At 65.3% G+C, this 24,036-nt stretch carries 18 protein-coding genes; all 18 read right to left on the bottom strand.

The features are described 5' to 3' along the window. Nucleotides 1-15 precede the first annotated feature (15 nt). Nucleotides 16-897, bottom strand: coding sequence for a cytochrome b/b6 domain-containing protein (locus FM101_RS09090; protein ID WP_086998603.1), 882 nt, complete (start codon nucleotides 895-897; stop codon nucleotides 16-18). An 82-nt stretch (nucleotides 898-979) separates the two neighbouring features. After that, a complete protein-coding gene (locus FM101_RS09085; protein WP_245806667.1) occupies nucleotides 980-1,960 on the bottom strand; it encodes an electron transfer flavoprotein subunit alpha/FixB family protein in 981 nt (326 codons plus the stop codon). Nucleotides 1,961-1,974: 14 nt separating this feature from the next. Next, a complete protein-coding gene (locus FM101_RS09080) occupies nucleotides 1,975-2,745 on the bottom strand; it encodes an electron transfer flavoprotein subunit beta/FixA family protein (RefSeq protein WP_086998597.1) in 771 nt (256 codons plus the stop codon). Continuing rightward, complete coding sequence (locus tag FM101_RS09075; protein WP_086998594.1) at nucleotides 2,742-3,662, bottom strand: MaoC family dehydratase; 921 nt, start codon at nucleotides 3,660-3,662, stop codon at nucleotides 2,742-2,744. The genes FM101_RS09080 and FM101_RS09075 overlap by 4 nt, the downstream gene beginning before the upstream one ends. Before the next feature lie 106 nt (nucleotides 3,663-3,768). Next, a complete protein-coding gene (locus FM101_RS09070; RefSeq protein WP_086998591.1) occupies nucleotides 3,769-5,271 on the bottom strand; it encodes an MFS transporter in 1,503 nt (500 codons plus the stop codon). Between the two features lie 155 nt (nucleotides 5,272-5,426). Continuing rightward, nucleotides 5,427-6,893 carry an aldehyde dehydrogenase family protein gene (locus FM101_RS09065; RefSeq protein WP_086998589.1) on the bottom strand — a complete coding sequence of 489 codons (1,467 nt, stop codon included), beginning with the start codon at nucleotides 6,891-6,893 and terminating at the stop codon, nucleotides 5,427-5,429. Between the two features lies 1 nt (nucleotide 6,894). Further along, nucleotides 6,895-7,323: a Zn-ribbon domain-containing OB-fold protein gene (locus FM101_RS09060; RefSeq protein ID WP_086998587.1), complete on the bottom strand. Its 429-nt coding sequence runs from the start codon at nucleotides 7,321-7,323 to the stop codon at nucleotides 6,895-6,897. 11 nt (nucleotides 7,324-7,334) lie between these two features. Next, a complete protein-coding gene (locus FM101_RS09055) occupies nucleotides 7,335-8,540 on the bottom strand; it encodes a thiolase family protein (protein ID WP_086998584.1) in 1,206 nt (401 codons plus the stop codon). A gap of 98 nt (nucleotides 8,541-8,638) precedes the next feature. Continuing rightward, nucleotides 8,639-9,460, bottom strand: a complete 822-nt coding sequence (locus FM101_RS09050) for a VOC family protein (protein ID WP_086998581.1) — start codon at nucleotides 9,458-9,460, stop codon at nucleotides 8,639-8,641. Between the two features lie 58 nt (nucleotides 9,461-9,518). After that, nucleotides 9,519-10,133, bottom strand: a complete 615-nt coding sequence (locus FM101_RS09045) for a TetR/AcrR family transcriptional regulator (protein ID WP_086998579.1) — start codon at nucleotides 10,131-10,133, stop codon at nucleotides 9,519-9,521. 78 nt (nucleotides 10,134-10,211) lie between these two features. Beyond that, nucleotides 10,212-12,368 (bottom strand): acetate--CoA ligase family protein, encoded by a 2,157-nt coding sequence (locus FM101_RS09040; protein ID WP_086998576.1) that lies wholly within the window; start codon nucleotides 12,366-12,368, stop codon nucleotides 10,212-10,214. Between the two features lie 53 nt (nucleotides 12,369-12,421). Beyond that, entirely contained in the window at nucleotides 12,422-14,629 is a 2,208-nt protein-coding gene (locus tag FM101_RS09035; protein WP_086998573.1) for an acyl-CoA dehydrogenase, read from the bottom strand. 295 nt (nucleotides 14,630-14,924) lie between these two features. After that, nucleotides 14,925-16,694, bottom strand: a complete 1,770-nt coding sequence (locus tag FM101_RS09030; protein ID WP_086998570.1) for a BCCT family transporter — start codon at nucleotides 16,692-16,694, stop codon at nucleotides 14,925-14,927. A gap of 184 nt (nucleotides 16,695-16,878) precedes the next feature. Then, nucleotides 16,879-18,441: a methionine--tRNA ligase gene (gene metG, locus FM101_RS09025; protein ID WP_086998568.1), complete on the bottom strand. Its 1,563-nt coding sequence runs from the start codon at nucleotides 18,439-18,441 to the stop codon at nucleotides 16,879-16,881. 164 nt (nucleotides 18,442-18,605) lie between these two features. Further along, nucleotides 18,606-20,201, bottom strand: coding sequence for a phosphoglycerate dehydrogenase (gene serA, locus FM101_RS09020; protein ID WP_245806666.1), 1,596 nt, complete (start codon nucleotides 20,199-20,201; stop codon nucleotides 18,606-18,608). 244 nt (nucleotides 20,202-20,445) lie between these two features. Beyond that, the gene (gene ilvC / locus FM101_RS09015; protein ID WP_179204284.1) at nucleotides 20,446-21,471 is read right to left on the bottom strand and encodes a ketol-acid reductoisomerase; all 1,026 of its coding nucleotides are present in this window, start codon (nucleotides 21,469-21,471) and stop codon (nucleotides 20,446-20,448) included. 56 nt (nucleotides 21,472-21,527) lie between these two features. After that, nucleotides 21,528-22,046 (bottom strand): acetolactate synthase small subunit, encoded by a 519-nt coding sequence (gene ilvN / locus FM101_RS09010; RefSeq protein WP_086998562.1) that lies wholly within the window; start codon nucleotides 22,044-22,046, stop codon nucleotides 21,528-21,530. Between the two features lie 4 nt (nucleotides 22,047-22,050). Then, nucleotides 22,051-23,931: an acetolactate synthase large subunit gene (locus tag FM101_RS09005; RefSeq protein WP_086998561.1), complete on the bottom strand. Its 1,881-nt coding sequence runs from the start codon at nucleotides 23,929-23,931 to the stop codon at nucleotides 22,051-22,053. Nucleotides 23,932-24,036 lie beyond the last annotated feature (105 nt).

The following is a 24,036-nucleotide window of genomic DNA, read 5'->3' as shown; positions in this document are numbered from 1 at the left end:
CGGCGCCTGGTTTCCTTATTTCGAGATCTTGCCCGTCAACCCGGCGAGGGGGCGCAGGAAGATCGGTCGGGCCAGGAACCAGGCGGCGACCATGACGGCCAGTGAGGCGGCGAAGAGCCAGAAGCCCAGCCATCCTGCCCCCTCACGTGCTGCATACATGTGGTTGAGGTTGGCGAGCATCCCGGTGGAGAACACCAGCCCCACATGCACGATGACGAATCCGACGAAGAAGAACATGACGGGAAAGTGGATCTTGCGGGCCAGTTCGATCGGGTAGGCCTGGTCCAGCTTCGGGTGCCCCTTGGGCCAGGCAGAGCTCATCCGCACGCCGGTGATGGCCGCGAGCGGTGCCGCGATGAAGACGATGGCGAAATACGCCAACAGTTGCAGGGAGTTGTAGTTGACCCACCCGTTCTCGATCGGCCAGTTCAGTGAGGCGTATTGCAGGGCTGCACTGAGCGCGTTCGGGAACACGTCCCAACTGGTGGGGACGATCCTCATCCACCCACCGGTGACGAAGAGCAACACCACGAACACCAGCCCATTGAGCAGCCACAGCACATCCAGGCTCAGATGGAACCAGAGGTCCAAGCTGATCTTGGTGGGTTTATTCCGGGTTTTGAACCATCCGGTGTTCCGGCGGGTCCAATGCCCCGGGGGTCTGGCGGTGTTGCGCACCTTCCAGCCGGAACGGATGATCAGGACCAGGAAGAACGCGTTGAGGAAGTGCTGCCATCCCAGCCAGGCAGGTAGCCCGACGGGTGCCCCTTCGGGAAGTTCGGACTGTCCGGGGTAGGTGAGCAGAAATTCCTGCACCGGTTCCAGCCCGCGGACCCACCGGGCCAGCAGGACGACGACGGCCAGTGCCACGATGGCAGCACCGATCCACCAGAGCATCGCCTTCCACCCGGCGGGCCGCTGACCTTTCGCCGGTTTCTTTCGCCCGCGCTGGGCTGTCGCTGTCATCGCTGGTCCTCCCCTAGACGGTGGCACCGACGCCGGCACGTTCGGCGAGGGCCCGATTCAGCTGCGGAAGGATCGTGAACAGGTCGCCAACAATGCCGAAATCGGCGATCTCGAAGATGGGGGCGTCGGCATCCTCGTTGATGGCCACGATCCGTTGTGCGGTCTGCATGCCGGCGCGGTGCTGGATGGCCCCCGAGATGCCCACGGCCAGGTAGAGGTCGGGCGAGACGCTGACACCGGTTTGCCCGACCTGATGGTTTTGGCCGATGTAGCCGGCATCCACTGCGGCGCGGGAAGCCCCGAGGCCGGCACCGAGTGCGTCGGCCAGCGTTGACACGAGGGCGAAATCCTCCGCCGAACCCAGTCCGCGTCCACCCGAGACCACGATTTTGGCCGAGGTCAGCTCGGGCCGGCCTGAGCTGGCCTCGACGGGCTGGATGGCGGTGATGGCCGCCGCGGTGCTGGTCGCCACGTCCAGGTCGAGGGTTTCAACCGTCGGGGCTTCGACGGCCGGCAGGGCCGGGAGGCCGTGGGAGGAGACGGTCACCAGCGCGACGCCGGAGCCGACGGTGGATTCGGTGGTGTAGTTGCCCCCATAGACCGAATGCGTTGCGCGGATCCTGCCGTCGGCGGTGGTGACGTCGATGGCCTCCAGCACCACGGGGTTCCCGGTGCGGGCCGCCAAGCGGCCGATGGTCTCCCGGGCATCGGCAGTGGTGGAGGCCAGCACGGCTGCCGGTTCGTAACGGTTCAGGGCCTCGGCCAGGGCGGCGACGGCACCGGCGGCGACGTGGCTGGTGGCTGCCGGGGTTTCGGCGACCACCACGACGGGGGCACCCCAGGCGGCCAGTTCGGCGACCACCGTGGTGCCCGCAGGTGCCGCGACCACGGCGACCGGGTCGCCCAGTTGGGAGGCCAGTGCCAGCAGATGGGCGGTATGGGGGCGCAGCGTGCCGTTGGCCGCCATTTCACAGTTGACGAGAATAGTGCTCATGGTCTCCAGTCCCTTCAGATCAGGTGTTCGGCGCTGAGGTAGTCAATGAGTTCGGAGGCTGCCTGGCCTTCGTCGATGATTTTGGGCCCCGCGGTTCGGGCGGGGCGCCTGCTGGAAGCCATCACCAGGTTCCCGCCCTCGTGCCCCAGATCGGTGAGGCCGAGTGTGGCGGCGTCGTGCACGGTGACGGGCTTGCGTTTGGCGGTCATGATGCCCTTGAACTTGGGGAAGCGTGGTTCGGCGGCCCGTTCGGTGATGGAAACCACTGCGGGCAGGGCCGCGGTCACCGTTTCGGTGCCCTCGGCCCCCTCGCGTTCCCCGCTGATCGATCCGCCGGTGACGTCGGCGGTGTTCAGCGGCCCGGCGAACGCGATCCCGAGCAGTTCGGCGATCATCGCCGGGACCACGCCGCCGCGCCCGTCGGTGGATTCGTTCCCTGCCAGAACCAGGTCGAATCCGCCGTCCTTGACCCCAGCGGCCAGGGCCCGTGCGGTGGTCAGGGCGTCGGAGCCGGCCAGGGCGTCATCGACAATATGCAGGGCCGAATCGGCCCCCATCTGCAGGGCCTTGCGCAGGGCATCGCTGGCCTGTTCGGGTCCCATGGTCACGGCCACGATCTCCACCGATTTATCGGCATCCTTGTGCAGCAAGGCGACCTCGAGGGCTCGTTCGGTGATTTCGTCGGCAATGCGTTCGCTCGCAGCCCGGTCCACATGCCCGGCTGGGGTGAGTTGCCTTTCGTCCCAGGTGTCGGGGACTTGTTTGATCAAGACGGCAATCTTCATCGGGTTTCCTCCCTGCTGGTTTCCGGTGAGGCCACAGCCTCACCGGCATCGGTTCCCTGTTCCGCCCCGACGGGGCGGTGGGTGTAGGTGCCACGGTCCAGGACGACCGTCTCCCCCACGCGAACCTGGAACACCGCGCCGGTCTCGGTATGCCAGATGGTGGTGGTCAGTTCATCGCCGGGCACCACCGGGGAGGCCAGCCGGACACTGATGGCACCGAAGCGGTCGGGATCGGCCTCGGCCACCTCCTCGAGGACCGCCAGACTGGCAAAGCCCATGGTGCACAGACCGTGCAGGATCGGCTGTTCGAAGCCGACCATCCGGGCCAGTTGCGGGTCGGAGTGCAGCGGGTTGCGATCCCCGTTGAGGCGGTAGAGCAGCGCCTGGTTGTCGGCGGTCTTCCGGGTCACGGTGGTGTCGGCCGGACGGTCGGGGACGGCCCAGGTTTCCTTCGGCCCCGGATCCCCGCCGAATCCGCCTTCTCCGCGGATGATCATGGTGGTCACGCTGGTGGCCACCGGTTCGCGGGTCCGGGCATCGAGCAGCTCGGTGGTCAATTCGATCACGGCATGCTTGCCCTTATCGTGGACGGCGGTCATCCCGCTGACCGGGATGACGGTGCCTGCCGGTTCCAGGGTGCGGTGCAGGGTGATGGCCTGGCCGCCATGGAGGATCTGCGAGAGCTTGAAGTCCCCCAGGTCTTCCATCGAACCGCCCGAGCCGCCCAGGACGACGGCGAAGCTGGGCAGGACCTGCTGGTCGATGCCGCGGGAGTTTTCGGTGGTGAACGCCAGCTGCTCCGCCGGATCCGAAGCACCCGCTCCGACGCTGAGCGCATAGAGCAGCGCATCCTGTGAATCCCAGCTGTAGGGATCTCCTTCAGTGGTCTTCCCGATGTTCTCGACGTTGATCGTCATGGGATTGGCTCCTTCCACGGGTGTCCCCCGTGCTGCTGTGGACGCGCACCGGACGGTGGTGCGGGTCACGTCTTCATAAATACTATAATGGGATTCTAGTTCTTGTCTATCCGTGGTGAGCGGACGGTACGGTCACGGCGTTTTTCCCGCGGCGCGCATCACGTTCGGCAGCCGTCTCGGGAACCCATTTCACCGGGTGGCGTTTGAGCATCAGGCCCAGCACCACCGAGAGGACCGAGAAGGCCAGCACGAACAGCAGGGCCGCGCTGACACCGTTCTGGTTGACCAGCGTCGTGCTGGGGTTCTGGTAGCTGGCCAGGATGTAGGCGCCGATAGCTGTCGCCGCCGACTGCCCGACGTTACGCACCATGGTGTTGGTCCCCGCGGTTTCGGAGGTATTGGCCTCGGGAATGGCTTCGATGAGTACATTGGGCAGCGCACCGAAGGTCAGCGAGATGCCGATCCCGTTGATTCCCTGCGCGATGATGAACAGCGGGGCGTTGCCGAAGGACAGCAGGATGATGGCCAGGGCAGCGGTCATCAGGGTCAGCCCGCAGACGAAGACCGAACGGGCACCGAACCGGTGGGCCATCCGCCCGCCCAGCGGGGAGAAGGCGAAGCCCAGCAACGCCGTGATGCAGCTGAGCACCCCAGCTGCCGTGGCGCTGAAGCCCAGCCCGAAGCCTTCGCTGGTGGGATATTGCAGGACCATTTGCGTCGGTACGGCCAACCCGCCGATCGGTCCGATGGCGGCACAGAGGGTGGCCGTCATGACCAGGGCGATCTGCCGGTTCTTGAACATCCGCAGATTCACGATCGGGGATTCCACCCGCAGTTCCCACCAGGCCCAGAGGCCGGCCACGACCAGTCCGGCGCCCATCAGACCGAGGAACCGGGCCGAGGCGAATCCTGTGGTGGAACTGCCTGACAGGGCCAGCAGGATGGCGCTGACGGCGATGGGCAGCAGCAGGGCCCCCAGGTAGTCGGGTTTTTCCGTGGTGGGCGCTGTCGTGTCCCGGGGGATGACGATCAGGATGGTGACGATGGCGACTCCAGCCAGAACCGCGGCGAAGGCGAAAATGCCATGCCAGGAGAAGACGTCGATCATGAACCCGGCGATGAAGGCCCCGGCGGCACCGGCGATCAGGGCCGAGGCCCCGATCATGGAGACACCCACCGGGACGCGCTCCTCGTCCAGGTGTTCCCGGGCCAGGCCGAAGGCCAGCCCCATGACCGCGCCTGCGGTGCCCTGGATGGCCCGGCCCAGGATGATCATCCCCAGCGTTCCACCCAGCAGGGAGATCAGCGATCCGACGCCGGCGATGGCCAGCACGATGATCAGGACCTTGCGTCGGCCGTAGAGATCCCCGAAGCGCCCGCCCATCACCCCGGCGGAGGCGGAAACCAGCAGGTAGGCGGTCACCACCCAGGCGACGGTGTTGGCATCGACCTGGAATTCGGTGATCAGTGTTGGAAGGGTCACGTACATCATCGACAGTTCGAAGGCCGAGACGATTTCGGCCAGGATCAGCACCACCACGACGGCGGCGAATCCCGGCTTTTTGAGTTGTTGGAGCAGGGTGGCCTGTCGGCCAGCGGGTGCGGACATCGTTGTCCCAACCTTTCAGGGACGCGGCGAAAGAAACATGGTGCGAACATTTCTTGGGTCCGCAACCCGCCCCCGATCAGGAACGGTCACAGCCCACCGGTGGTCCCGCGGGTTGGGCGGGGACCACCGGTTGTGACGTGTGGGTCGGGCCTGGATCAGCCGTTTCCGTAGGCGACGGATTTGGTCCAGAAGAATTCCTCCAGGCCTTCCACCCCGCCTTCGTTGCCGTTGCCGGAGTGTCCGATCCCGCCGAAGGGCCGTTCGGTGACGGCATTGGGGGCACCGTTGACGATGACTTCCCCGGTCTCGAGTTCTTCGGTGATCCGGATGGCCCGGCGCGCATCCGCGGTCCAGAGGTAGCCGGAGAGTCCGTAGTCGGTCCCGTTGGCCAGGGCGACCGCCTCGGCTTCGTCGCTGAACCGCATCACGGCCAGCACGGGGCCGAAGACTTCCTTCTGGGCCAGCTCGCTGGCAGGATCGACGTCGGCCAGGATGGTCGGGAGGTAGTAGAACCCCTCGGCCAGTTCCCCGTCGCCGCGGGAACCGCCCATGACCAGTCGGGCGCCGTCGTCCTGGGCCCTGGCCACCATGGCCTCGATCCTGTCGATCGCCGCCTGGTTGACGACCGGGCCGCAGATCGTTGACGGGTCCTGGGGATCCCCGATGCTGAAGGAGCCGGCAATGGCGGCGACCTTGGCCAGGAATTCGTCGTGGATGGAGTCCTGCACCAGCAGCCGGGTCGGCATGGCGCAGCCCTGCCCGGTCATGATCGCGAAGGCCATGACGGCCGCCTGCTGGGCTGCGGCGTCCAGGTCGGCGTCCTCGAACACGATATTCGCCGATTTGCCCCCGAGTTCCAGCAGGACCGGCTTGAAGGTCTGCGCGGCGGTGGCGGTGATCTTACGGGCCGTTTCCGGGCCACCGGTGAAGGACACCTTCTTGACCAGCGGGTGTTCCACCAGGGCGGCACCCGCGTCGGCGCCGCCGGTGACGACGTTGAAGACGCCGTCGGGGATGCCGGCCTCATGGACCAGATCGGCGAAGAGCATGACGCCCAGGGGCGTCAGTTCGCTGGGTTTGACGACGACGGTGTTCCCGGCGGCCAGGGCCGCGGGGACCTTCATCGCCAGGGACATCAGCGGTGCGTTCCAGGTGATGATCGCCCCGATGACCCCGTAGGGCTGGCGCAAGGTGTGTCCGAAGACCCCTCCCGCGCCGACCGTCGAGGAGATCCGGCCCAGCGGGAGCTTATCGGCCCATCCCCCGTAGTACCTGATCCAGGTCGCGGCGGCATCCACCGAGAGTCGGGCGGTGGTCCGTGGGGTCCCGTTATCGGCGATGCCGAGTTCGGTGAACTCATCGACGTGCGCTTCGACGAGCTCGGCGAGTTTGAGCAGGGCCCGTCCGCGCTCGGCGGCCGGCGTGGCCTTCCACGTGGCGAAGGCCAGATGGGCGGCCTGGACGGCCTCATCGACCTCTGCTGGTCCGGCCATCGGCACGCGGGCATCCACCTGGCCGGTGGCCGGGTTCACGTGCTCGTGGACTCCTTGGGCGTGGGTGCGGATTTCGGAGCCGATGCGCAGCGTGACCGCTGGCAGGGCGTCGGTGGTTTCGGTGCTCATTTCAGACCTCCGGTTCGTAGCGCAGCATGGTGATGTCCGATGCCGGGTAGTCGCAGAAGACCGGCTTGACGCGCATGCCGATCGTGAGGTCTGCGTGGTCGATGTTGATCAGTTCGGTGGAGAACTTCGGGCCCTCATCCCATTGCACGACGGCCAGGACCATCGGGCCCTCGGCCGCGAAATGTGGTGACACCGGCCGGGTGGTGATCGTGTAGGTGTAGAGGGTCCCGGTGCCGGGAATCTCTCGCCATTGAAGGTCGTCGGCCAGGGTGCGCGGGGCCAGCGGCCGGGGGTAGAAGACGTATTCGCCCAGTGACGGGGAGTACTGGATGCGAACCTTGTGTTCGGCCAGCGCATCCCAGAACGGCTGGGTCAGCGGGGTCGGGACGGGCAGGGGCCGTTCGAAAACGGGTGCTGTATCTGTGCTCATGGTCAAAGCTCCTATTCGCCTTCGAGGATCAGTGCAGTTTGTTCGCTCATGATGCCGCCGTTTCCGGAGACGAACGCCCGGTTGCAGTCGTTGACCTGGGCTTCTCCCGAGCGGCCCATGATCTGTCGGACGCCGTCAATGACGTGGTGCATGCCTCCGGCGATGCCCGCCTGGCCGAAGGACAGCTGGCCACCGGCGGTGTTCATCGGGAAATCACCGCGGAAGGTCAGGTCGTGTTCGTTGACGAACTGCATTCCCTTGCCCTTCTCGGTGAAGCCTGCGTCCTCCAAGGACATGAGCACGGTGATGGAATAGCAGTCATAGATGGAGACCATGTCCATATCGCCCCGGCCCAGGCCTGCCATGTCGAAGGCCTGGTCGGCGGCGTGGATCATCGGCGAATACATCAGGTCGTGGGCGTAGGTCGGCGTCTTATAGGGCACGCGTTCCCCGAAGCCCTTGATCCAGGCCGGACGGTTCTTTGACTTTTTGGCCTGGTTCTTGTTGCCGATGACGACCGCGGCTCCGCCCTGGCAGGGCATGACGATTTCGAGTTTATGCAGGGGGTCGGCGACCATCGGTGAGGCCAGCACGTCCTCGATGGTCAGTGGCTGGCCGTGGAAGATGGCATCCGGCGTGGAGCAGGCGTTGGTGCGCTGGTCGACGGCGATCTTGGCCATCGCGCGTTCGTCGTAGCCGAATTCATGTCCATAGCGTTTGGCGATCTGGCCGTAGGGCCCGTTCTGGCCCAGATTGGCATACGGGATCTCGAACTCCGCCTGCGGGGATCCGTAGGCGTTGGAGGAGGCCCCGAAGAGCATGCTGTCGTCCAGCACGAAGGGCCGACGTTCGTGGGTGGGCACCTCGTGGGTCCCGGGGAAGGTGACCAGGACTGTTTCGCACAATCCCAGTTCCACGGCGGCGGCAGCACGCCAGACGGCGGCAGCGGAGCCGGCCCCACCCAGGTCCACTATTTCGGCGAAGTTGGCGTTGATGCCCAGATATTCGGTGATGGTGGAGGGGACGAACATGCTGGCTTCGCCGATGAGCGGGGTGACGATTCCGTCGACGTCCGTGGCGTCCAGGCCTGCGTCGTCCAACGCCGCCTTGGACAGGCGCGCCCACTGTTCGAGGTTGAAGGTCTTATCGCGGGTCAGCTTGCGCTGAGGCGGTAGTTCGTGGAAACCGAGAATCGCGGCTTCTGCTTTCAGTCCCATGGTGTTCTCCTGAGATCGGGGATGGTTGGTTCGGTGACGCGCCGATGGTCCGGCGCCTGAAGGTGGTGGTCGATGGTGACAGCTGACGACGGCGGGATCTAGCTGTCCGCCGGCACCGTTGCGGAACGCAGTGCGGCAATGCGGATCCCGAGTTCGGGATGCCCGGTGCCCTCGCCCAGCTGCGCGGTCAGGTCTGTGGGGTAGTCTCCCGGCGGCCAGAAAGTCTCGGCTGGCAGGATGCCGATGGCGTCCAACCCGATGGCTGTTCCTTGGCTCAAGACCAGGTCGGCGCCCTCGTTCCAGCGGAAGCCCAGAACATCGCTCTGGCCGCGGGGTGCGGGACCGATGCCGAAGGTGCGGGCACCGAGCACGTCCACGAGGACGGTGCGGGCGAGTGGCAGGTCCTCGACGACCCCATGGATGAGCTGGACCCGCACCGGATCGGTGTTCTGCTCATCCCACGGGCAGCCACCGGTGGAATGGGGCAGTTGCTCCGCCGACGCGTCGAGGAGGGTGGTGCTCTGGACCAGCTGGGCCAAAAAGCCCAGCCCGGTGTCCCGAGGGTGGAGGAAGGCCTCTTGCCAGCCCGGGTGCTCCAGATTCACCAGGATCGGCTCGATCCCTGCCTTCTGGGCCCCGGCGATGGCCGAGCGGATATCGGCCACCTTGAAGGTCACATGGTGCGGTGCAGCCGAACCATCATGGTGATCGAGGAAACGCTGAATGAAGGAGTGTTCGGACCCGCTGGGTTCGAGCAGTTCCACCCGCATGTCATCGACCACCGCCAACTGGCAGGGGTTGAAGGCTTCGGTGGTGAACCCTCCGCCCCACCGGGCGCCCAGCTCGCGGTTCAGCACCGGGCCGGCAGGCGCCCAGGCGGGCACCGCGATGGCCAGATGATCCAATTCGTGGGCGCTCATGAGAGCACCCCGGTATCCGTGGCCGAAGCCGCAGCCGGACTGAGAAGGGCTGCGCCGGTTAGGCGCCCTCGGCCTCGAACTGAGCGACCCGCAGGCCGATCATCCGCACGAAGCTGTCGATCACCCGATGGGCTTCGGGAATCGTCTTGTCCCCGGTCAGCAGCCGGGCCACCAGATCCATCAGCACGCACCACACCATGGCGGTGATATCGGCTGCCTCCTCGTGACCGAGCATCGCAAAGTCCGCGTGGATGGGTTCCTCCAGCACGACGCCGAGTTGCTGCATCAACGCCGAAACCTGCGGGTCCGAGGTGGAGCGCAGCAGCCAAATGGCTTTGTAGAAGTTCGGCTGTCGTTCGAAGGCCGCCAGCGCCGAGCGCATCCGATACTGGACGCGTTCGGTAGTGCTCAGGCCCTCCGCCCAGGACTGGTCGGCCGAGTTGAAGGGCACGCTCCAGTCGTAGACGACGTTCGCATACAGATGCTCCTTCGAGGAGAAGTACCGGTATAGGGTGCCCAGTGCCACGTTGGCTTCGGCGGCGACGTCCCGAATCTGGATGGAGTCGTAGTCGGTTCCCACCAGGAGGGTTTTCGCCGCGTCCAGGATGCGCTGCCTGCGCATCACCTGGTAGGCGGGAAGATCGACGAGATCCGCGGAGAGTTGGCCGGACATCGTGCTCCTTCGGCTGCCGGTCGGAATGGGACTCCAACGCTATCACCGGGCTACGCTCCCATGGCCCAGCTCCCACGTTCATGCCCGGTCCTTCCACCGGACCAGTGCGTCGAGGGCTTCAATCTGGTTCCCCGCCACCCTCAGCGGGTTGATTTCCAACTCTTCGAGTTCGTCGCCCAGCCCGAGAGCGACCTGGGAGATCTTGAAGACGACCTCTGCCAGCTGGTCCAGATCGGTGGCCTCCCCGCCACGGAACCCGGTCAGCAAGTCGACTCCCTGGAGGGCTTCGAGCATCCGTCGAATCTCTGCAGGGCCGACAGGCAGCAGCCGCAGGGCCGAGTCCTTGAGGATCTCGACCATGACGCCGCCGAAACCGACGGCCATCACCAGCCCCCACTGCGGATCACGGATGATCCCCACCAGCAGCTCGGTGCCGGACGGACGCATGGGAGAAACCGCGACCCCCTGGATGGTGGCCTCGGGGGCCAGATCGGCGACGGAAGACCTGATCGATTCGTAGGCTGCCGTAACAGCGTCCGCATCCCGCAACATCAATTTGACGCCGCCGACCTCGGTCTTATGGGCAATATCTTCAGAGGCCACCTTCAGCACCACGGGGTAGCCCAGGTCTTCGGCGACGGCGACAGCCTGTTCGGCCGAGCCCACGATGGTCGCCGGAACGTAAGGCACCCCGTGCTCACGCAGGAAGTCCCCGGTTTCGATTTCGGTCCACGTTTCCGTCCCGGAGGGTTTGGCGATGGCCGGCGCCTCGGGGAGCACGGGGTCGGAGGCCAGTTCTGCGGTGCGCTTCCCCCACCAGGCGCTGCGGGCCACGGCCGGGATGCCCCGGTCGAAGGAGTCGGAGGCGTGGGGGTAGCCGTATTCGGTCGCGAAGGCCCGCCCGAATTCGGTGACCTCGGTGGGCAGGAAGCTCATCGGGATCACCGGTTTGGGTGAGGAGGTGAGCTGGGCGAGCAGCGTGTCCTGAGTGGCCCTGCCCATATCTGCCATCATCTGGTTGGCCGGCCAGGAGGCGTTGATCACGACGAAGTCGAAGTTGGGGTCGTCGATGAAGCATTGGTTGGCCTTGGTCAGGATGGAGGGATCCACTGAAATGTATCCGGTGGTGTCCATGGGGTTGTTGACCGTCGAATATTCGGGCAGGCCGGCGTCGTGCAGTGCCTGGACGGTGGACGCCGAGGGGGCGGGCAGCTGGAGGCCGAGCGCTTCGGACTTATCGGCGATGAGGGCGCACATGGCGCCGGAGCCGGTGACCACGCCCATCCGGTTGCCGTCCACGGCACCGTAGGATTCGATGATCCCCGCGGTGGCAATCAGGTCCTCGATGTTCTCCACCCGGATCACCCCGAACTGCCGGCAGGCGGCATCGATCACGCTGTCGTCTCCGACCAGGGAGCCGGTATGGGCGGCGGCGACGCGGGCCGAGGCCTCGGAGCGTCCGGCTTTGAAGACCACTACCGGTTTGCCGGCCTTTCGGGCCCGTGCGGCGACGTCGAGGAACTGCGCGGGATTGGTGATTTGTTCGAGATAGGCGGCGATGACCGTGGTGTTCTCGTCATCGACCAGCAGGTCCATCACGTCGATGGCCGAGACCATTGCCTCGTTGCCAACCGTCACCGCGGTGGAGCAGCCCACCCCGCGTGAGGCCATATAGGGCAACAGGTAGATGGCCAGGGCACCTGACTGGCTGGCGATCCCGACACCACCGGAAATCATGGGCATCTGGGTCATATGGCTGAAAGCGGCGACCTTGGCATGCGCGTTGATGAAGCCGAGGTTATTGGGTCCCAGGATCAGCTGGTCTGCCGCCCTGGCCCGTTCGACCAGGCTGTCCTGCAATGCCTTGCCTTCGGCGCCGGCCTCGCTGAGCCCGGCGGCGAGCATCACGAGGTTGCGGATGCCCTTGAGCCGGGCGTCCTCCAAGATGGTCTCCAATGATTTGGTGCCGGTGAGCACGATGGCCAGATCGGGGGCAGTCGGCAGCTCGGCGATCGAGGTGTAGGAGGATTGTCCGTGGCATTCCTCGCCGCGGCGGTTGACCAGGTAGAGCTCACCGTCGAAGCCACCGGAGATGAGGTTGGTGTAGGTGAATTGTGACCAGGCTGACTTGCTGTTGGCGCCCACGATCACCACGGATCGTGGCTGGAGCAATTCGTGCAGTCGGTCGGTGGCGAGGGTTCTCACGTTCTGAGTATCGCGCGTCATCGTTGTCATGCGAAGGGTATCCTTTCGGGAATGGCTTGAGGTCTGGAGTCCTGCGGGGCGGTTTAGCCGCGCGGCAGGCCCAGGATGCGTTCGGCAATGACATTGAGCTGGATTTCCACGGTGCCCCCGCCGAGCAGCACCTGGGGGACGTCGAGTTGACGGGTCACCGCGCCGGCCGGGGCGTTGGCGAAGAGCATGGCCGGCCCGGCCAGGGCGGTCACCAAACTGGCTGCCTCGCGGGTCAGTCGGGCCTGGGCGACCTTGGCCAATGAGGAACCAACTCCCGGGTCGCTTCCATTGACCTGGCGCAGGGTTTCGCGCAGGTTCAGCGCGCCGATGGCCGAGCTGCTGGCCACGATCTTGCCCAGGGCGGTGAAGGCTTCGCGTTCGGTACCGATGTAGCCGTCTTCGCTGATCAGCTCGCGCATCGCGTCTTCGGTTCCTGCCGAGACGCCGGCGGAGATCTGGGTCCGTTCGTTCTGCAAGGTGGTGGCGGTGATGCGCCATCCCTGCCCCGGCTCCCCCAGCAGGTACTCATCGGGGACGAAGACCGCATCGAGGAAGACCTCGTTGAATTCCGAGGCGCCGGTGGGTTGCATCAGTGGGCGGACGTCGACGCCCGTGCTGCGCATATCAACCAGGAAGTAGCTCAGCCCCTTGTGTTTGCGCACCTCGGTATCGGTCCGGGCCAGGCAAATGCCCCAGTCCGCTTCGTGGGCCCCCGAGGTCCAGACCTTCTGTCCCTTCAGCTCCCAGCCGCCGTCGACGCGGGTGGCCCGGGTGGATAGTCCTGCCAGGTCGGAGCCGGCGCCGGGTTCGGAGAAGAGCTGGCACCAGGCCAGTTCCCCACGCAGGGTCGGCAGGGCGAACTGTTCCTTGATGGCCTCGGTGCCGTAGGCCAGGATCGTGGGCATCGCCCATTCCCCGATCACCGAGGTGGGCTGGACCAGGCCACGGCGGGCATATTCCTGCCCGATGACGACCTGTTCTGCCGGGGTGGCGCCGAGCCCGTAGGGGGCGGGCCAGTGTGGGGCGGCGAGCCCGTTCTCGGCTAGGAAGTTTCGTTGGGAGCCACGGGAGTACCAGCGGCCGCCGTCGTGCTCGTTGTCCAGTTGCGCCGCTTCATCGAGAAGTGCCCCGATGCGCGTGCGGAAGGCCGGGTCTTCGTCGGGGAGCACGATATCGATCTGCCGGTCGGCATCCAAGGCGGTGCGGCCCAGGGCTGCGACACTGTCGGCCACCGGGGCCACTTGTGCCGCGAGGCTCATGGCGCGGCGCCAGTAGAGGTGTGCGTCGTGCTCCCAGGTGAAGCCGATGCCACCAAAAATGGTGACGGCCTCGGTGATCGCCTCGACGGCGGGGACGATGGCCGACTGGATGGCCGATCCTGCGGCCAGGGCCTGCTGGGTACGGTCCTGGTCGAGTGAGACCACTGCCGACCAGGCGGCGGCGGTGGCCAGTTCGGAGGAAATGAGCAGGTTCGCGCATTTGTGCTTAATGGCCTGGAAGGAGCCGATGGGCTGGTCGAACTGTTCGCGGATTTTGGCGTAGTCGGTGGTGGCTTCCACCGCCCACCGCATGAGGCCAGACGCCTCTGCGGCGAGCAGGGCCGCCTTCAGGGCATCGACGTAGCTGGCCTCCAGTCCCTCGAGGATGGCTTCGTGCCCGATGGCCAGGCCGTCCAGCTCCAGGATTCCCGCATCGCGGGTGAGGTCCGAGGACGCTGCCACACGCTTGGTCAGACCGGCTGCCTGGGCATCGACCAGGGCGAAGCGGGTCACGTCCTCGGAGGTGAACCCGATGACCAGCTGTTCGGCGGAGAGCAACGAGGCGACGCCGATGCTGCCGCTGAGGAGCCAGCCCTCGGCCGAGGCGGCGACGGTCACGGCGGCGGTGGGCATCACCAGGGCGCCGGTGGCCCCATCGGCGAAGAGGTCCAGACCACTCGTGGAGGCCTTGCACTCGGTGGCCCCGGCCACGGCGGAGCTGGCGAGCACGGTGGAAACCAACGGGCCAGGGACGAGGCGGTGGCCGAATTCCTCCACCACGATCGCCGTGTCGGCCACGCTTCCGCCCTGGCCGCCACGTTCTTCGCTGATGTGCAGGGCGTGGAGTCCGTTATCCACGAGTTCGGCCCAGTGGTCGGGCCGGCCACCCGCGGCATAGGCCTGGAGGTGTTCGCGGGTTTCGAGGATATCGGCGAAGCGTTCGGCGAAGTCGGAGACTGCGGAGGCTAGGTCGGTGTGCTCTTCGGTGAGGGAAAGTGGCATCTGTTCACTCCAAAATCACGGACGATGCACTCCCCTGCGACGGGGAGGATCGTCGAGCTGTGCTTCAATAACTGAAACTAGACTCTAGTTTAATTTAGTGAGCCACGCAACACCCCCTCGATGCCCCTGCCTGCGGGGAGAATCGGTGGCAGTCGTGGAGATGTTTCCTGCCCGGGCCGCGACCACGCGATGTCGCCGAGCAGCCATCCCGGCGGTCACAACAAAAAGCAGGGCCCCCTCTGGAAAAAGTTCCAGAGGGGGCCCTGCTGTGATGCTGCTTGGTCCTCGAGGCGACTTAGAGTCGAGGACGCCTATCGCGTGGCTTCCACGGGCGTGGAGGGGTCTTGACGTTGGATGGAAGTGCCGTTTCAATCCGGTCGTCCACCTGCTCGCCGAAGCGCTCATCGAAGTTGTCCGTGAGCTCGTCGGTCACGCCTTCGCCGACCTCGCGGGCCAGCTCACGCCGACGCTGGCGACGTTCGGCCCGCAGGAGCACCTGATGTTCGGCGTTCAGGGCCTTGAAGGTGGCCAGGCACATCCCGATGATCACGATGCTGACCGGCAGCGCGGTGAGGATGGACGCCGTCTGGAGGGCGCCCAGACCCCCGGCCAACAGCAGCGCGATGGCGACGAGGCCTTCGAGGGACGCCCAGAGCACACGGCTCCACTTGGGCGGATCGGTATCTCCGCCGGAAGCCAGCATGTCGATCACCAGCGACCCCGAGTCCGAGGAGGTCACGAAGAAGATCGTCACCAGCAACACGGCGATGACCGACAACACCCCACCCAGCGGCAACTGGCTGAGCATGTTGAACAGGACATTCTCCGAGACGATGCCTTCCTTCTCGTCGAACAGTCCGCCGTTCATATCGTCCCAGGCGGCCTGGATGGCCGTTCCGCCCATGATGGAGAACCAGATGAAGCTGACGATGGTCGGAACCGCCAGGACGCCGAGGACGAATTCGCGCACGGTCCGGCCACGGGAGATCCGGGCGATGAAGACACCGACGAAGGGTGCCCAGGACATCCACCAACCCCAGTAGAAGATGGTCCAGTCGCCCAGCCACTCCTGACCAGCTGCACCGGTGTAGGTCGCGGTGTCGAGGGTCATGCCCAGGATGTTCTGCAGGTAGTAGCCCAGCGAGGAGATCAGGTCGCGGAAGATGAACAGGGTCGGGCCGAGCAGCAGGACGGAGATCATGAAGACCCCGGCCAAGCCCAGGTTGATGTTCGAAAGCCACTTAATGCCCTTGCCGACGCCGCTGACGGCGGAGACGAGCGCGAAGAGGGTGATGATGATGATCAACACCACCAACAACGTGTTGTTCACTTCACCGACAACGCCCATATGGGACAGTCCGGCTGAGATCTGCTGGACGCCCAGTCCGAGTGACGTCGCGATGCCGAACAGGGTGCCGACCACGGCGATCACGTCGATCGTGTCGCCGAGCCCGCCCTTGACCTTGTCCCCTAGCAGGGGTTCCAGGGTCCAGCGGATGGAGATCGGGAATCCTCGACGGTGGATGGCATAGGCCATGGCCAGACCGACGACTGCGTAGATGGCCCAGGCATGCAACCCCCAGTGCATGAAGGTCTGTCCCATGGCGGCCCGAGCAAGATCCGCCTCGTCCCCGGTCACGCCGGGTTTGGGGTTCACGAAGAAGGTCAGCGGTTCGGCGGCGCCCCAGAACACGAGGCCAATGCCCATGCCTGCGGCGAAGAGCATGGCGAACCATGACAGCAGGCCGAATTCTGCCTTCTCGTCGTCCTTGCCGAGCTTGATGTTGCCGTAGCGGCTCAAGCCCATCCAGATCGCGAAGGCCACGAAGGCTCCGACCACCAACATGTAGTAGGGGGCCAGGCCCTCCACCACTGCAGACTGCATATTGCCGAAGACCTTCGACGTGCCATCGGGGGCAATCATCGCCACGGCGACCAGCGCCACGATGACGGCTAGTGCGGGCCAGAAGACGCGCGGTGCGGGGATAATGGGCTTCTTCGCCTCCGTCGGGGAGGCACGCCTCTGGTCTAGATTCTCACCGCTGATTTCCGGTGGGGTGCTCATGACAGTCCTCAAATACGGGGTAGGGGGTACGAGTAAGTCCGTTGACCCACTTTACTGACAAGGCATCCACTGTCAATTTGCCGGTCTCTTCCCCCGGACCCGTCATCGGCGGCATCCCCGCTCGGCGGCGTGACGTCGCGGGCCTCCCCCACCACCGCCCGTCAAGCGGTTGACTAGCGCCTATTCACTCCGCGGCGGGCTCTTCGTACTTCGGGAAAATCGGCCTCGGGGCAGGCAGTTCGGCCCCCGGTTCAATGGCCGAGTCATAGGCGGCGAACGTGCGTGCCGCTCCCCCTGATTGGCCCAGGACGTCCAGCAGCTGGCTCCCCGCGGTGGGCATCACCGGCTGCACCAGCAAGGCGACCTTCCGCAGGATTTCCAACGTCACATACAGGACGGTTTCCATCCGGGCGGTATCCGTTTTGCGCAGCACCCAGGGCGCATTTTCTGCGAAATAGGCGTTCGTATCCCCCAGCACATGCCATACGGCCTCGAGCCCCTTGCTGAACTCCTGGCGATCGTAAGCGCCGCGGGACAGCTCCAGCAGTGCCTCGGCGTCGTCCAGTAGTTCCCTGTCGGCGTCGGTGAAGTCGCCCGGGGTGGGGACGAGTCCCCCACAGTTCTTGGCGACCATGGACAGGGAGCGTTGGGCCAGGTTGCCGAGGTTATTGGCCAGATCCGAATTCATCCGGGCGACGATCGCGTCGTGGCTGTAGTTTCCGTCGGCGCCGAAGGGGACTTCGCGCAGCAGGAAGTACCGCGTCTGGTCCAGACCGTAGTTTTCCACCCAGTCGGCGGGGGCCACGGTATTGCCCAAGGACTTGGACATCTTCACGCCGTTGTTGTGCAGGTGGCCGTGGATCATGATCCGGCGTGGCAATTCCAGCCCGGCGGACATCAGGAAGGCCGGCCAGTAGATGGCGTGGAAGCGGGAAATGTCCTTGCCAATGACGTGCAGGTCGGCGGGCCAGTATTTACGGAAGGAGGCCGAATCGGTGTCCGGGAAACCTACCCCGGTCAGGTAGTTGGTCAGCGCGTCCACCCACACGTACATCACGTGGGCCGGGTTTCCGGGTACGGGGATCCCCCAGTCGAAGGAGGTGCGTGAGACCGAGAGGTCGTTCAGCCCACCCTCAACGAAACGGATGACCTCGTTGAACCGGTAGTGCGGTGCCCCGAAGTCGGGCTGGTCGCGATAGAGATCCAGCAGTTTGTCCTGGTAGGCGGAGAGGCGGAAGAAATAGGATTCCTCTTCGGTCCAGATCACCTCGGTATCGGATTCGGTGGCGTACCGGATGCCGTCCTCGCGGACCTCGGTCTCGTCCTGACCGTAGAAGGCTTCGTCGCGCACCGAGTACCAGCCGGCGTACTTATCGAGGTAGATATCGCCGCGTTCCTCCATGCGCTTCCAGATGGCCTGGGCGGCTTCGAGGTGGTCCACGTCGGTGGTGCGGATGAACCGGTCGTAGCTGATCCCCAGTTCGTCCTGCGCCTCCTGGAAGACGTCCGAGTTGCGCTGGGCGAGCTGGCGGGGCGTGATGCCTTCCTTCTCGGCGGTCTGCAACATCTTCTGGCCGTGTTCGTCCGTACCGGTCAGGAAGAAGACGTCACCCCCGTCCAGGCGCTTGAAACGCGCCATGGCGTCCGTGGCAATGAACTCGTAGGCATGGCCGATATGCGGGTCGCCATTGGGGTACGAGATGGCCGTGGTGATGTAGAACGGGGTCTGATCCTGAGTTGAAGTCACCCCAGAAATCTACCGCACCACGGAGCTCGGGCGCCCATCGACGCTGTAGTAACCGGACTCATCGGCCCCGGCAAGCCCATCCGCAGCTTGCGACGCAGGGCGTGGGGTGCACCGACCATGCCGATGCCCCCCACGCCCTGCGGCGGGTTGATGCTGCGCGTGAATTACTCGGAGAGGTCTACTTCGCGGGCCGTGGTAGCGCTAATCGAATCCCTGACCTCATCCAGGACCCCGGCCGGCAGGGAGGAATCCACGGCGAGCACTGCCAGGGCCGGGCCGCCTTCCTCATTGCGGGAGACCTGCATGGCGGCGATGTTGACCCCGTGCTGGCCCAAGGTGCTGCCCAAGGTGCCGATGACCCCTGCCCGGTCCTGGTAGATCAACACGATCATGTGTTCGGCGATCGGGATCTCGAGTTCGTACCCGCCAATTCCGACCAGCTTCTCGATCTGCTTCGGCCCCGTCAGGGTGCCGGTCACCGAAATCTGCTGGCCGTCGGACAGGGCGCCCTTGAGGGTCAACGCGTTACGGTATTCGGGTGATTCGGTGGTGGTGACCAGCCGGGTGGAGATCCCGCGCTGTTCGGCCAGCACGGGGGCGTTCACATAGGAGACCTGGTCGGAGACGATATCCCGGAAGACGCCCTTCAGTGCCGAGAGTTCCAGGACCTTGACGTCGAGTTCGGCGATCTCCCCGGCCACCTCGACGTCCAGGGAGGTGAGCGAATCCACGGTTAGCGCGGTGAAGATGCGTCCGAGCTTCTCGATCAGCGGGATGCCGGGGCGGACCTGTTCGTCGATGACGCCGCCGGCGACGTTGACCGCGTCGGGGACGAGTTCTCCCGAGAGCGCCTGGCGAACCGATTTGGCGACCGAGACGCCCGCCTTTTCCTGGGCTTCCGCGGTGGAGGCTCCGAGGTGGGGGGTGACAGTGACGTTGTCGAAGTCGAAGAACGGAAGGTCGGTGCTGGGTTCTGAGACGTATACATCCACCCCGGCGCCGGCGATCTGGCCCTCTTTCAGCGCGGTATACAGGGCGTCCTCGTCGATCAGGCCGCCACGGGCGACGTTGACGACGTAGGCGCTGTCCTTCATTTTGCCGAAGGCCTCGGCACCGAGCATGCCCAGGGTTTCGGGGGTTTTGGGCATGTGGATGGTCACGAAGTCCGAGGTCGCCAGCAGTTCCTCGAGTTCAAGCAGGCGCACCCCCATCTGCTGGGCGCGGGCGCTGGTGACGTAGGGGTCATAGGCGACCACATCCATGCCGAAGCCCTGCAGCCTCGCCGCCACGAGGGCGCCGATGCGGCCCAAACCGATGATGCCTGCGGTCTTCTCATAGAGTTCGACGCCGGTGTAGGCCGAACGCTTCCAGGCACCGGATTTCAGCGAGGCGTTGGCCGCGGGGATCCTGCGGGCCAGCGAAACAATATGCCCGACGGTGAGTTCTGCAGCCGAGATGATATTTGAGGTCGGGGCGTTCACGACCATGACACCGGCCTGGGTGGCGGCCTTGATGTCCACGTTATCCAGTCCGACGCCGGCGCGGGCGATCACCTTGAGCTTGGTCGCGGCGGCGATGGCCTCGGCGTCGACCTGGGTGGCTGAACGAACCAGGATCGCCTCGGCGTCCACGATGGCCTCCAGCAGCTGGGTTCGATCGGAACCATCGGTGCTGCGGATCTCAAAGTCCGGGCCCAACGCCTGGACGGTGGCGGGCGAGAGTTCTTCGGCCAAGAGGACGACGGGCTTGGTTTCTGACACGGAGGTGGCACCTTTGCGATCGACGGATGCGGATCGGGGCCGGGTCGTTCGGTCCCGAAGGTCCAGATTATCGTCAGGGGCCTCCCCTGCCCGTGTGCAAGTGCGGATATTACGATCAGCGATGCCCGGGCCGGCGAATATGACGTGACGCTTCCCACACATGACCAGAAAAGGCGATCGCCCGCCCCGTCGGAACGGGACGGGCGATCGCCGTCGTGCTGTGGGTGCGCCGGGCGCTGTCGATCTAGCGGGCGGTGACGCCGTCGGTGTAGTCGTCGTCGGTCTGGATCCAGGAGAACAGCTTGCGCAGGTCCCGGCCGGTGGACTCGATCGGGTGATCCTCGCCCTTCTTGCGCAGCTCAAGGAATTCCTTCCCGCCGGCTGCCTGGTCATCCATGAAGCGCTTGGCGAAGGAGCCGTTCTGCACGTCGGCGAGGACGGCCTTCATGTTTTCCTTCACTTCGGGGGTGATCACCCGCGGGCCGGAAACGTAGTCGCCGTATTCGGCGGTGTCGGAAACGGACCAGCGCTGCTTGGCGATGCCGCCTTCGACCATCAGGTCGACGATGAGCTTGAGCTCGTGGAGGACCTCGAAGTAGGCGATCTCGGGCTTGTAGCCGGCTTCGGTCAGAACCTCGAAGCCGTACTGCACCAGCTGCGAGGCGCCACCGCAGAGCACTGCCTGCTCGCCGAAGAGGTCGGTTTCGGTTTCCTCGGTGAACGTGGTCTCAATGACGCCGGCGCGGGTTCCGCCGATGCCCTTGGCATAGGACAGGGCCAGTTCCTTGGCCTTCCCCGAGGGGTTCTGCTCCACGGCGATGAGATCCGGGACGCCACGGCCTGCTTCGAATTCGCGACGGACGATATGGCCCGGGCCCTTGGGGGCGACCATGGCAACGTCGACATCTGCCGGCGGCTGGATGTAGCCGAAGCGGATGTTGAAGCCGTGCCCGAAGAACAGTGCGTCGCCGGCCACCAGGTTCGAGGCGATCTCGTCCTGGTAGACCTTGGACTGGATCTGATCCGGTGCCAGGAGCATGATCACATCTGCTTCGGCTGCCGCCTCGGCGACCCCCACGACCCGCAGGCCCTCTGCCTCGGCCTTGGCGCGGGAGGCTGATCCTTCGCGCAGGCCGACGCGGACGTCGACGCCGGAATCGCGCAGGCTCAGCGCGTGGGCGTGGCCCTGCGAGCCGTAGCCGATCACGGCCACCTTGCGGCCCTGGATGATCGAAAGGTCTGCGTCGTCGTCGTAGTACATGTCGGTCACGGTGATAACTCCTTGGTGCTATTCGGTATCTGAGTCTGGAAGTATTTTGTTGCTGTTCAGGCGGAGACCGCACGCAGGGCGCGGTCCGACATCGATTTGGAACCGCGGCCGATGGCCAGGGTGCCGGATTGAACGATTTCGCGGACCCCGAAGGGTTCCAGGACGGCCAACAGCGCATCGAGTTTATCCGGGGTGCCGGTGGCCTCGATGACCACTGAGTCCGTGGCCACGTCCACGATGGAGGCCCGGAAGAGGTCCGCCGCCTGGGTGACTTGCAGCCGGGTGGCTGCGTCGGCACGCACCTTGACCAGGATGTGGTCGCGCTGCACCGAGGAATCGGGGGTCAGTTCAACGATTTTGATGACGTTGATCAGCTTATTGAGCTGCTTGGTCACCTGCTCGAGGAGGTCTCCTTCGGCGTCGACCACGACGGTCACCCGAGACATCCCGGGCACTTCGGTGGGGCCGACGGCCAATGAGTTGATGTTGAACGCCCTGCGGGCGAACAGGCCGGCCACGCGGGTCAGGACGCCGGGGACGTCCTCCACGAGCACTGAAAGGGTATGGCGTGCCATGGTCCTAGTCCTCCTCTTCCCATTCGGGGGTCATGCCGCGGGCGATCTGGATCGCATCATTGCTCACGCCGGTGGGGACCATCGGCCACACCATGGCGTCGGCACTGACGACGAAGTCGATCACGACCGGACGGTCATTGATTTCCAGCGCCTGCTGGATCGTGGCGTCGATGTCCTCATCGCGTTCGCAGCGCAACCCCACGCAACCGTAGGCGTCGGCGAGTTTGACGAAATCGGGCACCCGCGCCGTTCCGTGACCGGTGTTCAGGTCGGTGCTGGAGTAGCGGCCGTCGTAGAACAGGGCCTGCCATTGGCGGACCATGCCCAGGGAGGAGTTGTTGATGACCGCCACCTTGATCGGGATCTTGTTGATCACGCAGGTCGCCAGTTCCTGGTTGGTCATCTGGAAGCAGCCGTCGCCGTCGATGGCCCAGACCACGCGGTCGGGGTTGCCGACCTTCGCGCCCATGGCCGCCGGGACGGCGTAGCCCATCGTTCCCAGGCCACCGGAGTTCAGCCACTGGTGGGGGCGTTCGTATTTCACGAACTGTGCCGCCCACATCTGGTGCTGGCCGACCCCTGCCGCGTAGACGCCTTCGGGCCCGGTCAGGGCACCGATGCGTTCGATGACCCGTTGCGGTGCGGTGAGGCCGTCCTCGGTTTCGGTGAAGCCGATCGGGTAGGTCTTGCGCAACCGGTCCAGGGTCGACCACCACTGGGTCAGATCCGGGTGGCCGTCGCTGGCGAACCGTGCCCGGCAGGCTTCGGTCAGCTCGGGCAGGATCTCCTTGACCGAGCCGACGATCGGAACATCGGCGGTGCGGTTCTTGGAGATTTCGGCGGGGTCGATATCGGCGTGGATGACCTTGGCATACGGGGCGAAGGTGGACAGCACCCCGGTGACGCGGTCATCGAACCGGGCGCCGAGGGTGATCAGCAGGTCAGACTGCTGCAGGGCCGTGACCGCCGAGACCGAACCGTGCATGCCGGGCATCCCCACGTGCAGGTCATGCGAGTCGGGGAAGCCGCCGCGGGCCTGCAGGGTGGTGGCCACCGGGGCACCGACCAGTTCGGCCAGCTCGATGAGCTCGGCCGAGGCATGGCCCTTGATGATGCCGCCGCCGACGTAGAAGGCCGGGCGTTGGGAGGCGCCGATCAGCTTGGCGGCCTCGCGGACCTGCTTGGCATGACCACGCACGACGGTGCGGTAGCCCGGCAGGTCAATCTTTGGCGGCCAGGAGAAATCTGCCTTGCCCTGCTGGGCGTCCTTGGTGATGTCCACCAGGACCGGCCCCGGCCGTCCCGTGGCGGCGATATGGAAGGCTTCGGCCATCACCCGCGGGATATCGGCGGCCTTGGTCACCAAGAAGGAGTGCTTGGTGATCGGCATGGTGATGCCGACGATGTCCGCCTCCTGGAAGGCGTCCGTGCCGATGAAGGCCGAATGCACCTGTCCGGTAATGGCGACCATGGGGACCGAGTCCATATGGGCGTCGGCAATGGCGGTGACGAGGTTGGTGGCGCCGGGGCCGGAGGTGACGATGCATACCCCGACTTCCCCGGTGACCATGGCGTAGCCCTGTGCCGCGTGGCCTGCGCCCTGTTCATGGCGGACCAGGACATGGTTGAGCCTGGTCGAGTCCATCAGTGGGTCGTAGGTGGGCAGGATAGCCCCTCCCGGCAACCCGAAGACGTCCTTGACGCCCAGTTCTTCCAGCGAGCGGACGATGGCTTGTGAGCCAGTCATCTCAGTGGGTGCCACGGTGTTATTCGGACCCTGGACAGGGTTCGAGGCATCCACGGTGGAAGAGACAGGAGCATGATCCTTGGCACGGCCGGCGGCCTGGGCCACCAGTGACGGACTGATGGGTGTTCCGTTACTCATCGGATATTCCTTCTCTTCTCTAGTTCTGCGCATAAAAATACCCCGCTGGCCATCATGGCTTCAGAGGGGTTCGCGCGTCACCGTGTCCTACAAACGAGGCTTAGG

The organism is Arthrobacter rhombi, assembly GCF_900163545.1.
Lineage (GTDB): Bacteria > Actinomycetota > Actinomycetes > Actinomycetales > Micrococcaceae > Arthrobacter_H > Arthrobacter_H rhombi_A.
This window is presented reverse-complemented; position numbering and strand designations above follow the sequence as displayed.